This window comes from Mangrovibacillus cuniculi (genome assembly GCF_015482585.1).
Lineage (GTDB): Bacteria > Bacillota > Bacilli > Bacillales > R1DC41 > Mangrovibacillus > Mangrovibacillus cuniculi.
Window position 1 is genome coordinate 2,477,066 of the sequence record NZ_CP049742.1, and the last position, 11,516, is coordinate 2,488,581.

The window sequence follows — 11,516 nt, forward strand, 5'->3', positions numbered from 1 at the left end:
ATCTCCTTCCGCCCTGAGTCATCTGAAACAGAGTAAGTTTAGTGAAATGTGGTTCACTTCACTCGGAACATTATAGCAATCGAGTAGCTTGTTTGCAAGAGTGCTGAGTGCAACTATTCCGAACGATTATTACGTGAAAGCCCGCTACGACGCGCTTTTACCTCTTCATCTAAAACTGCAAAGAAATCTTCGTTCGTCTTAGATTGACGAAGTTTTTTCATGAAGCGATCGATAAAGTCTGGTTGATCGGATAGAGATTTACGGATTGTCCATAAGTGCTCTAGCTTATCTTTTGGTAGAAGAAGCTCTTCTTTACGCGTACCGGAACGACGGATATCGATAGCAGGGAAAATACGACGTTCTGCAAGACCACGATCTAAGTGAAGTTCTAGGTTACCAGTACCTTTAAACTCTTCATAAATCACATCATCCATACGAGAACCTGTATCTACTAGAGCAGTGGCAAGGATTGTTAAGCTACCCCCATCTTCAATGTTACGCGCTGCACCGAAGAAACGCTTAGGACGATGGAATGCTGCTGGATCGATACCACCTGATAAAGTACGTCCGCTTGGAGGAATAACAAGGTTATAAGCACGAGCAAGACGAGTAATACTATCCATTAAGATAATAACATCACGCTTATGTTCCACTAAACGCATTGCACGCTCTAACACTAGTTCAGCCACTTTGATATGATTTTCTGGCACTTCATCAAAAGTGGAACTAACTACATCACCTTTAACAGAACGTTCAATGTCGGTTACTTCCTCTGGACGCTCGTCAATTAGAAGCACGATCAGTTCTGATTCAGGATAGTTTGTGGAGATGGCATTTGCAATTTCCTTCAACAACTCTGTTTTACCTGCTTTTGGCGGAGCAACGATCAATCCACGTTGACCAAAACCAACAGGTGCAATCATGTCCATAATTCGAGTAGACATCTTGTTTGGAAGTGTTTCTAACACCATTTGCTTATCTGGGTATAGAGGTGTTAAGGCAGGGAAATGCACACGTTCTTTTGCCGAGTCTGGATCTTCTCCATTAACTGCTTCTACATATAGAAGTCCGAAATAACGCTCGTTCTCTTTAGGAGGACGAACTTTTCCTGACACTCTGTCTCCGTTACGTAAGTCAAAACGGCGGATTTGAGACGCAGAAATATAGATATCTTCTGAACTCGCAGAATAGTTAATAGGACGTAGGAATCCAAAGCCTTCTGACTGAATGATTTCTAAAACACCTTCCATGAAAAAGAAACCTTCTTGTTCTGCACGACTTTTTAAAATAGCAAAGATTAATTCTTTTTTGGTTAATTTACTGTAATAAGAGATTTTTAAGCCTTTTGCAAGCTCATAAAGCTCTTTTAATTTCATGTTTTCTAAGTTGGAGATGGTTAATTCCGCCATCATGACACCACGCTTTTCAAATATTTACTCCATACGATAGGTAATTGGAATAGGTTTGTTTGGATTTCTATTAGATATATAAGGAAGGTAAAAACGAGTAGAAGCTAGGAAGATGTTGTCCAAAGAAGACGTATTCGTAGCTCTTATATTGTACATCTATGGTGTGGGAAGAATCAATAGGAAGGAAGCCTTTAACAAAATGTAAACGCTCCCTTCCTATATGTAATTCGATTTACTTTTTAAAATCCCTTTATTTAATCACGAGATTTGGTTTCTTTTTCAGAGAATGACGACCGTCAATGAAGCGTACCGTACCAGATTTTGCTCGCATGACTAGTGAATGAGTCTCTCCATAGGTACCTTTAAACTGTACACCGCGAAGGAGTTCTCCGTCTGTTACTCCAGTCGCTGCAAAAATGGCGTCGTCCCCTCTGACTAAATCACTCATTCTCAAAACTCTATCAGGATCAATTCCCATTCTGACACAACGAGATAGTTCCTCCTCATGTTGCGGAAGAAGACGTCCTTGGATTTCACCACCTAGGCATTTTAGAGCGACCGCGGCAATGACTCCTTCTGGGGCACCTCCTGATCCAAATAAAATATCGACGCCAGTATGGTCAAATGCCGTGTTAATAGCACCTGCAACGTCACCATCTTGAATTAATTTGATACGAACACCTAACCTTCGTAATTCTGCGATTGTTTCCGCATGACGGTCTCTTTGTAAAATCGTCGCAACGATATCCTCTAAATCTTTTCCTTTTGCTCTAGCTACCGCTTTCACGTTATCTTCAATAGAAGCGTCAATGTCAATCAGCCCAACTGCTTCAGGGCCAACTGCTATTTTGTCCATGTACATATCGGGTGCATGTAAAAGGTTACCGTGGTCCGCTATTGCTAGAACTGCCAGCGCATTCCAGCCACCAGAAGCAACAATATTGGTTCCTTCTAGCGGATCGACTGCAACGTCCACTCGAGGCCCGTAACCAGTTCCAAGTTTCTCCCCAATGTATAGCATTGGTGCCTCATCCATTTCTCCTTCCCCAATTACAACCGTTCCTTTCATTGGAACTGTATCAAACACATCGCGCATGGCGGAAGTTGCGGCTTCATCTGCCTCATTTTTGCAGCCGCGCCCCATCCAACGCCCACTTGCAAGTGCTGCCGCTTCTGTTACTCGTACTAATTCCATCGAAAGACTTCGTTCCATTGTGTATCGCCCCTTAAATTAGTATGTCATATTTATAAATATTGTAACACATTAATAGCGTTATGGAGTAGGTAAAATAAAAAATAGGTAGAGACTTTTCCTTGTCTCTACCTACTTTATTAAAATTCATCGTATGATTTCTTCTCGTGATAGTGGGCAAACCCAAACTTCTTAGCATATTTTGTACTCTTTTTCTCTGTTTCAAAAGAAACCGTTAATATTCTTGTTTCTGTTTCTTCTTGCAATCTTGTTAAACGACTAATTTGATTTTGTGCCCACTCATCTTTTTTCACTACGTTGTAATTAAACCCTTCCCACATAAATCCGTCCATGTACTGGTGTGTATGCATAATCGTTTCCATACCCCAGTTCTGAATATATAAAAGCTCTTGATAAGTTGTAGTCAACTCTTCCAAGAAAGTTAATAATCCGTTTAATTGAACATAGTACTGTGGTTTATCTGTCCAAAAATGTTCGTTATCTATATTTCCCACCGTATCCAGGAAAGCTCCGTCAAATCCTTTCGCAACGATCTGCTCTTGTACTTCATCTAGCAGAACTTGTTGGAAGTGAGGTTTCGTAATGTCCATGTAGTAGGAATCCCATTGTGGGTAATGGATACGCTGTCCGTTTTTATGGTAATAATCTGTTGGTTCTAGTAATTTTACACGACGTTGGTTCCACATCGGTGTTTCCATTACTCCGATGTATCCCATCACAATCGTTCCACTAGATTGAATATAGTCAATCTGCTCTTTTGTGTATAACTGTGGTTCAATAATGACTAGATCATAGGTACGTAGTTTTTCTATTATTTTACTATTAGGTGTATTATAAAAGATTTTATAACTTTCTACTCCTGCCAATACATTCACTGCTTTCCCTTCGTAAGCATGTCCAGTAAAGCTGCTCACAAGAAATAAAACAATCAACATCAATAAAGAAGCTAACTTCTTCATCAAAAATCCCTCCAATTTACCGAGGGATGGGTGGTTTCGCAGACTGGCGATCTTTATTCTAATAGAATCGAAGACCCATGTCTTTGCGTCCTTGGCTTTCACCAAGTTTGCCCATCACCAACTAGTATTTAATTATAATGTACTATATGTCTTATTCTATCCTTTTGTGCAGGATATTGACTAGTATTTTTTGAAAAATTACGAAACTTCTTTTCTCATAAAGATATAATAATCTGCATCTTTCACATAGTATTGTAAACGAAGTGCACCAAATAAGAAGGAAAGCGTGGCACCAATGGCAAAACCAACTCCGTACCAATCAATTCCAAAAGGTAATAAGAATGCTGTCACACTAGCAATCCCAACTAAAAATAAGAGATTCGTGTATGCTGCTCCCTTTCGATCGTCAAAATAGAGTAGCAATAGAGAAAACGATAAGACTAAACTAGTAGAAAAAACGCCTATAATGGTCATCGGTAAAATATCATAGTATTTACCACTAAGCTCAAAAATACTTACCATTGTAGGAAGTAACAAGAGTAGTAGAAAAGAAAAGAGACCCTGTGTTCTCACCAGTCGAATGACTTCCTCTCTTAGCACCCGTAACATGGAAGATTTACTTTCTTTAATTTGCTCCAGGCTTCCTCCTTCGTTTATATACCCGTAAAACGACCAGTATCTTTCATAAAATCTTGTTTCAATAGAAATCACAAACATCATCATGGTAGGAATAATGGATAAAAAAGACCAAAACACTGCTGTATCATAAGACGGATGATAACGAAATGTTCCTTCTAATAGGATTGCCCCTTCCCCAAACCAGATAATGCCGTTATGAACCCATAAGCCAATCCCATACGAAACTCCAGTAATTACTAAAGCAGGATACTTCTTTGCATAAGCTAACGCTGCAAACGGACGCTTAGAATTTCGATCTGGAAAACTTCTTAACATGTTGTATAAAAGCATACAAAAAGTGGTCAACATCCCGCATAAGAAAACCACAAGCATGATTGCAGCTCCTTGTAGCGGAGTCATATAGGATAACCACCGATCAAATGGTAGTAAGATATAGCTTAGGACAATGATTCCAGCTCCTACTGCAAAAGCTCGAATGACATATTGATACGTCTTCATAGCATTACTATATAGAAACAGCACCCAAATTAAGTTCATTGTTAAGAAAAGTAAAAGTAACAACCAATCATACCAGAAGGGAATAGGAGTCAATAAGGCAAAAGGTAGCCACAATAACAAGGCTGCTACTACCGTTACCTTCATTAATCCAATACTGGATGAAAAGACATCATTCATTTTTTTCTCATAAAATAGGTCTGCCACATATCTCGTAACAAAAAGTTGTAAGGACATAAAGATAACTTGAGAGAAAACAAAGGTGTAGGACACACTCACAACAAATAGCTCTTTTGTCAGTAAATTCGCTCCATCCCTTAGCATCCCCCACTGTAAGAATGCCAAGGTTAGTATTGTCACCAACCAAGGTCCAGAAGTGATGAGAATAGTAAACGCATACGCTCGTGCTCTAGTAGAGAAGTAGTCTTCTCGAAACATTTTTTTCAATTGAAATCCAATGCCGGCCATTCTACTTCCCTCCTAATTGTTTATACAAGTTTGCATATTGATGGATTATATCTTCTAATAAGTGCTTTGCTTTCACTCTCTTAAAGCCATTCATCCCATGCTCTACCAACATCTGAGGATTATTTGCATACTGTGTTATCTTTTCTGCAAGTTGACCTGCGTTTACAGGTGGTACAATCTCCCCAGCCTTTCCGTAAGAATCATCTCCCTCTCCTTCCACAAGCCCTCTACAATTCCCAACGTTTGTAGCTACAAATGGTTTACCATAAGAAAAGCCTTCTAAGATCGCCATTGGTTGACCTTCTGAAATACTAGTAAGTAAGAAAAGGTCCATTTTAGGAATCCAATCCGCTACATTAATTTTGCCCGTAAAGGTTACATGTTCTGTAAGGTTCAACTCTCTACAACTCACTTGGCATTCTTCCGCATAAGAGGGATCTTCATCTACTGGCCCAAAGATATAGAGGTGAAAATTAACTCTTTTCTCCTTTAAGAGATGTGCTGCCTGTAGCATCGTTAAAATATCTTTAATTGGAACAATACGTACGATTGCACCTATGTGTAATTTTTCTCCTACTTTTTTGACCTCAAATTTCGGTGTTGAAGCGATGTTTACTCCATTCCCTATCACCATAATCTTTTCTTTTGAAGCTCCTACTCTTTCTTGAATGGTTGCATTTCGATCAAATAAAGAAATGATTTTTGACGCCTGACTGTAAGCAATATTGCTTAAATAATGGAAATAATTTATCCACCTAGATTTGTATACTGCCGGCACCCATGTAGATTGTAAAATTTCCTCTTCTCGCTCTCTAGAGTAAATTCCGTGTTCTGTAACTAAATACGGTATATCTTGTTGATAGGAGAGAAATGCTCCTAAAACCCCTGCGTATCCCGTAGAAGCAGAATGCACTAAATTAAATTTGTCCTTAATGGGTGATTGAATTAAAGATATGATAGGTTCGTATTTATTTCGAATCATCCAAAAATAATCAATAAAAGAACTGTGTAGCCCTTCCTTTTCGTAGCAGTTTTGGACAATCTCCCAAAATACTCTACTATTAAAAAATCCACTAGGAGAACCCATCACTTTTTTGTTAGAAAGGATAGGAAAGATTTGGTCCATACTAGCTCTAGATAAAAAGAACTTCTCAAGTAGTTCGAATTGTTCTTGGTTCATCACCGGTTCTACCAACTTTTCCTCAGGAGATCCTAAAAATAACGTTTGCACTTCTTTGACATTGTTAGGAAGGGCATACTTAAATGCTTTATCTTTTTCTGAGGCAGATGCTGGGAGGATAGCAATGACCGTAAAGGTAATAGAAGGGTTTTCTTTGATAAGACTATGCATCCACGTTGATACCCCCCACTAACATAGGGATAACTCCCTTCTGCAATTAGAGCTATTTTCATCTTCCCCGCTCCCTTGTAATGGGTATTTCCGATACAGACTCTGACAGTTTAATAGAGTAGATATCGGATACTCCTGGTACTTTAACGACTTCATAACTGTTAAATTTTCCGCTTTCTATAGACGTACCGTCATTTAGTCTGACACTTATGATTAAAGGTAAGTTTAACTCCTCACCACTAATAACTAATCGATTGTCTTCAAAAGATAAATCTACTTTCATTTTTTCATAAGCTAATAAATGTTCCCGCGCCTCTTTCGCTGTCATCCCCTGAAGAAATGGATACGCACGATAAATTTCTTGTAAGTTACGCTTCATTTTTTGGTGCAAGTTTGCCCAATCCCCCCTTTATTTCTATTTGGATCAAGTAGATCATCAGGGTGAATAAAATGAGAAAACATACCTGCGTTAGCTAACAAATCTATATAGCCCCTTTTTTCTGTTTCGTTGGGGTCAAATCCACTTGAAGAACGTGGTAAATGGAATAGGCTCGGATCTACTTGATCTTGTCCAAACTCTTGTATATAAGTACCGAGCTCTGCATTACCTAGGTAAAGGGAAGATATAATTTGGATAGGAGGATGAGCTGACTTAATAGCTCGAATTCCTGTATCATTAATGACATTAGAAGGAGGAACATATGTGATCACCTGGTAATCAGGAAAGAAGTAATCAAACATGTCCATTACATCTTTCGTAGCTGCTTCCATAGCCTTCTGAGACTTCCATGGAGTGTAACCTAGTTCGGGATCTATTGGTTCATCTTTCGTCACTAATGATTGATGGTTGTAGCCGTGCAGGGATAATTCATCTCCTAATGCAAGACTATCACGACCAAAGAACAAGAAATTTCTCTCGTTTAATTCTATCAGCTCCTCAGCATCAATAGAGTGGGTATCTTGATAAGTCCCAATAAATGCATGAGTGTACTTTAAACCAAATTCAGAACGCAAACCTTTCATTTCTTCCCACCATATATTTCTAAAAAAAGAAGTTGTGCTTTCCTTATACTCCTTTTCTATCTCATCGTAATCACTTGTTGTGATAGGAGAAGGGAAATCATCTATAAAGAAGACACTAGCTCCAACTTGAGTTGATACGAACTTATCAGGTAATAATGAGATGGATTGAAGAAACAAGCCTCTGGACTCCTTTGCATGAAGCATGGTACCGTTCCAATAACCAATCTTGCCTTCTCCGTACTTATACGTCCAAAATATCGGAACATCTTCCGCTGTAATATAAACTTCTGCTTCTTCTTTTAGTGTTACATCTAAAGAACTGTTTGGTACTGTTATATCCTCTCCCAACAGATCTTCGTAAAGAGGAACAAAGTCTTTCCTAAACGTAATACCGTTTAAACTTTCTTCAAAATAGCCATTTGATGATTCTATTCCATACAGATCTTGGGTTGCTGCATCAATATAACGTTGCCCAACTAGTACATTTCCACCTTTTGCAACATACGTTCGAATATTATCCCTTTCTACTTCAGCAATATCTTTTTCTAATAGGACAACCACTTGGTAACTGTTTGGTTTCAAACCTTCTAGCGAATCTAGAAATTGATATGATTTTTTTGCCAATTTCATTGATTCTTTGAATTGCTGAAATGCAGAATCATTTTCCAATTTACCTTCTTTCCCTAATAAAAGAATACTTTCTTCAGATTCTATAGAAGGATGGTCAATAGATGTGTAAATTTCTTCTTCGGCAGGTGGAATAGTCGTTGGTATTACTTGGTGAAATCCCTTCACTTTTACATATTGAATTACCGAAATACATATTACGGTAATGAAGACAACTGTAAAAAGATTAAGAGATGTTTTCTTCCACATATAAATTACCTCTCTTTATTGCGAGTAGCATGTTTAACTCGTTTGTGCGTTTCTGAGGACTAAACTTCTCTTCCACTTCTAGTAAAAGTTTATGCAACTCTTTTATATTTCCATTTTTATAATAGAGAACTGCTACCTCTGAATAGCATTCTACTTGATCAGGGAAACGTTTTAATCCATTTTCCCAATAACTAAAGGCATCCTCTACATTTGTCTCTAGCATCCAATTTCCTTTTGCACGGAAAAACGTATAATTGTTTGGATATTTTTCTAGCGCTTGCTTCAACCAAACTTCATACATTCCTTTTTTCTTTTGATGTATTTCCTTTGTTAATACATCGCTATTTAGATACTCTCGGTAAACACTTAATAGTAAATCATATTCTTTTTCCGTACCATGTTCCTCTACCAATTGAGTAAGTTCTCTAATAGCTGCCTCATATTTCCTACCTAACAGCTGAAACCCTGTCGCTGCATAGTGAACTGTCTCTGAATTAGAAACATTTACTGCTTCTTTCATATAGTGACCTTGTTTATCAATATCACTTTCTAGTAGACGATAGACAAGCTCCTTCCCTGTCTCTTCGTCGTTACTTTGAATCCCTGAAAGAAATGGTAATGATTCTCTCTCTTTCATGGATACTACTTGAATGATTTGATAGTTATTTACAGCAAATCGTTCATACGGGATATACCCTTCTTGGTTCGGATGTCGTTTCTGTAAATATTCTAGTAGTAGAAAAATTACTTCTCCGATAATAGGGAAAAAGAAGCTTATCACCCCTACCCAATCACGTACTCCATTTTCTTTTTTGTATCGTTTCATCCAAAAGTATAAAAATATGGTGTGGAAGACATAAAAAACGATGATTATATTAGTCATGGACTACCATCAACTCCCCAACTACATGTTGAATACGAGTTTGAATGATGTTTATATGTTCTTTAGACGTCGCAGGTAAAAGCACGACAATCCATTCCCGTTGAGGAAAATATCCGAGTATATCTACTTCCCTTAAATAAGGACGTAGAGCTTGATCTAAATCACTTAAGATCAATTCATCTATTTTTTTCGCCTCTAGTCTAAAGTAGCTGTATGCTATCCCGAACTTCTCCCATCTCTCTTTTTCAATTTCCACACGTTTTTTAAAATACGCAGGCTTACAAATTGACGTGTTATGGTAAAAGTGCTGTTCTCTTTCTTGCTCTTCTTTTCTAGTAATCTTTCTTAAATAATCTTCCATAATTGATTGAACGTGTTGGAGAATGAGAACTCCTTCTCTACTTAGGGAACTGATATCCATGTCATTTATGATAATTACCTGCTTTAAGGAATAGTCATAACGAAGAGGAATAGCTAGTAGTGGTGCATTTTTTTCTTCTTCTGAGATATTTCTCATTGTGATATTACCCGTAGAGGACATTCGTTGATAAAAAGATGGCGACTGATCTGTAAAAATAGTAGTTGGAAGTTGCGTTAATTCCCCATTTTTTAGCTTTAATCGAAGTACACGCTCATTTTGATCAACATGGTAAATTCCATAATTCTTAGCTCCGTAATAGTTTTCTAAGATTTCCGCAACATTATTTGTAAAACTTTCTACATTTTCTTGATCCAGAGATCGAAGCATTCTATATACGCTATTAATGGTCGTTTCTGTCGTCAAAACTTTCTTCTCTAAGATAGAATTTGTCTCATGTACAGTTTGCAAAGTAGCAACAGCTTGTTGAAGTTGTATTGCTACCTCTCGCCTTTCTGCTTCTTTATCCTCGTAACGTTCTTTGTAGCGAGTAGCGTATAACCCCCCTACGTAGGCAATGACAAAGTAAAATATAACAGTGACCCAAAAAGGACCAAACGTTACAAATAGAAAGACATCGTTGCCAGCTTTCACTTGAGTCAAAAATAGTTGGATAACACTCCAAGTTGCAGCAGAAATGCCTAGTAAAATCCCATATCTAATAGCAATTAATAAAATAAATGTGGAGAAAATAGATACATTTACTATTTCATCTAATGAAATCATATACGTAAAAAGGGTTAATACAAACGCAATCGTAACTAGCTCTATCCATTTAATCCAGTGTTTATTTTGCTTAAACATCTTTCCACCCCCAATAATGTCTCATCTTTTCAAGCCCTTTACTAATAGTCGTATTTGGACGCCAATTGTAGGCATTGACTATCTTTGAAATGTCGACCTTACTATGACGAATATCTCCTTCTCGTTCTGGTTCATAGTTAATTGTAAAAGAGACTCGAAAAACAGTAGACATACTCATAATTAACTCTTCTATAGTAATGGATTGCCCCATACCAACTTGATATAACGAAAAGGGGTGTCGTTCTTCTAGAGCTAATACATTAGCTCTTGCTACATCTTCCACATAGACAAAGTCTCTTGTTTGTTTTCCATCTCCATAGACAGTGATAGCCTGATTCGATTTCATTGCCTCTAAAAACTTCGTCACAACGCCTGCTTCCCCAGTGCTTTTTTGTTTAGGACCATACACATTGGAATAGCGTAAAATAGTAATAGACATACTTGGATCTAAACGATGATACATTTTACAGTACTCTTCTCCTGTAAGTTTAGATAAACCGTATGGGGAGATTGGATTCGGCACTGTATCTTCGTTTACAAGCGGTTTAACCGGAGATCCATATACGGCGGCGGTACTTGCATAGATAAATTTTTTCACTTTATATCTAACAGATAAATCTAGCATTCTTACTGTTCCATTTACGTTACATGCCATGTCTTCTAGTGGATTTTTCATAGAGTAGGAAACAGAAACTTGAGCGGCTTGATGGATAACAGCATCAAAACGTTGCTCTCTAAATATGTCCTCTACCTGTTCGGAGAGAATATCCATCTCATAAAGACGATTGTCATCCATGTTTACATTATTTCTATCACCTGAACGTACATCATCCATGACAAAAACTTCATGACCTTCCCTTTCTAATAACTCTACAATGGAAGATCCTATAAAACCTAAACCTCCTGTTACTAACACTTTCATCTGCGTTCCCTCACATCAAACTAAAATAGTTACTATTATCATTCTATTATAACAAC

The 11,516-nt window shown here is 37.7% G+C and carries 9 protein-coding genes, 1 pseudogene and 1 riboswitch; all 10 genes and pseudogenes read right to left on the reverse strand.

What is annotated here, in order from left to right; genetic code table 11:
* Positions 1–113 precede the first annotated feature (113 nt).
* Positions 114–1,409 (reverse strand): transcription termination factor Rho, encoded by a 1,296-nt coding sequence (gene rho, locus G8O30_RS12565; RefSeq protein ID WP_239674557.1) that lies wholly within the window; start codon positions 1,407–1,409, stop codon positions 114–116.
* A 250-nt stretch (positions 1,410–1,659) separates the two neighbouring features.
* The gene (gene glpX, locus G8O30_RS12570) at positions 1,660–2,622 is read right to left on the reverse strand and encodes a class II fructose-bisphosphatase (protein WP_239672402.1); all 963 of its coding nucleotides are present in this window, start codon (positions 2,620–2,622) and stop codon (positions 1,660–1,662) included.
* 119 nt (positions 2,623–2,741) lie between these two features.
* The gene (locus tag G8O30_RS12575; protein WP_239672403.1) at positions 2,742–3,581 is read right to left on the reverse strand and encodes a glycoside hydrolase family 191 protein; all 840 of its coding nucleotides are present in this window, start codon (positions 3,579–3,581) and stop codon (positions 2,742–2,744) included.
* 34 nt (positions 3,582–3,615) lie between these two features.
* A riboswitch (cyclic di-GMP riboswitch) is annotated at positions 3,616–3,703 on the reverse strand.
* A gap of 76 nt (positions 3,704–3,779) precedes the next feature.
* Positions 3,780–5,183 carry an exopolysaccharide Pel transporter PelG gene (gene pelG, locus G8O30_RS12580; protein ID WP_239672404.1) on the reverse strand — a complete coding sequence of 468 codons (1,404 nt, stop codon included), beginning with the start codon at positions 5,181–5,183 and terminating at the stop codon, positions 3,780–3,782.
* A 1-nt stretch (position 5,184) separates the two neighbouring features.
* Positions 5,185–6,537, reverse strand: a pseudogene (pelF, locus tag G8O30_RS12585) (GT4 family glycosyltransferase PelF); the annotation flags it as partial.
* Between the two features lie 55 nt (positions 6,538–6,592).
* Positions 6,593–6,925 carry a hypothetical protein gene (locus G8O30_RS12590; RefSeq protein WP_239672406.1) on the reverse strand — a complete coding sequence of 111 codons (333 nt, stop codon included), beginning with the start codon at positions 6,923–6,925 and terminating at the stop codon, positions 6,593–6,595.
* Positions 6,910–8,433, reverse strand: coding sequence for a DUF2194 domain-containing protein (locus G8O30_RS12595; RefSeq protein ID WP_239672407.1), 1,524 nt, complete (start codon positions 8,431–8,433; stop codon positions 6,910–6,912). The genes G8O30_RS12590 and G8O30_RS12595 overlap by 16 nt, the downstream gene beginning before the upstream one ends.
* A complete protein-coding gene (locus G8O30_RS12600; RefSeq protein WP_239672408.1) occupies positions 8,411–9,316 on the reverse strand; it encodes a tetratricopeptide repeat protein in 906 nt (301 codons plus the stop codon). Before G8O30_RS12600 ends, G8O30_RS12595 begins: the two co-directional genes overlap by 23 nt.
* Entirely contained in the window at positions 9,309–10,538 is a 1,230-nt protein-coding gene (locus G8O30_RS12605) for a hypothetical protein (protein WP_239672409.1), read from the reverse strand. Before G8O30_RS12605 ends, G8O30_RS12600 begins: the two co-directional genes overlap by 8 nt.
* Complete coding sequence (locus tag G8O30_RS12610) at positions 10,531–11,460, reverse strand: NAD-dependent epimerase/dehydratase family protein (protein ID WP_239672410.1); 930 nt, start codon at positions 11,458–11,460, stop codon at positions 10,531–10,533. The genes G8O30_RS12605 and G8O30_RS12610 overlap by 8 nt, the downstream gene beginning before the upstream one ends.
* Positions 11,461–11,516 lie beyond the last annotated feature (56 nt).

What these genes read in the sequence shown, in the direction of transcription:
- rho (WP_239674557.1), bottom strand. Translation starts at nt 1,409, where the DNA reads ATGGCGGAATTAACCATCTCCAACTTAGAAAACATGAAATTAAAAGAG.
- G8O30_RS12600 (WP_239672408.1), bottom strand. Translation starts at nt 9,316, where the DNA reads ATGACTAATATAATCATCGTTTTTTATGTCTTCCACACCATATTTTTA.
- G8O30_RS12595 (WP_239672407.1), bottom strand. Translation starts at nt 8,433, where the DNA reads ATGTGGAAGAAAACATCTCTTAATCTTTTTACAGTTGTCTTCATTACC.
- G8O30_RS12605 (WP_239672409.1), bottom strand. Translation starts at nt 10,538, where the DNA reads ATGTTTAAGCAAAATAAACACTGGATTAAATGGATAGAGCTAGTTACG.
- glpX (WP_239672402.1), bottom strand. Translation starts at nt 2,622, where the DNA reads ATGGAACGAAGTCTTTCGATGGAATTAGTACGAGTAACAGAAGCGGCA.
- pelG (WP_239672404.1), bottom strand. Translation starts at nt 5,183, where the DNA reads ATGGCCGGCATTGGATTTCAATTGAAAAAAATGTTTCGAGAAGACTAC.
- G8O30_RS12575 (WP_239672403.1), bottom strand. Translation starts at nt 3,581, where the DNA reads ATGAAGAAGTTAGCTTCTTTATTGATGTTGATTGTTTTATTTCTTGTG.
- G8O30_RS12610 (WP_239672410.1), bottom strand. Translation starts at nt 11,460, where the DNA reads ATGAAAGTGTTAGTAACAGGAGGTTTAGGTTTTATAGGATCTTCCATT.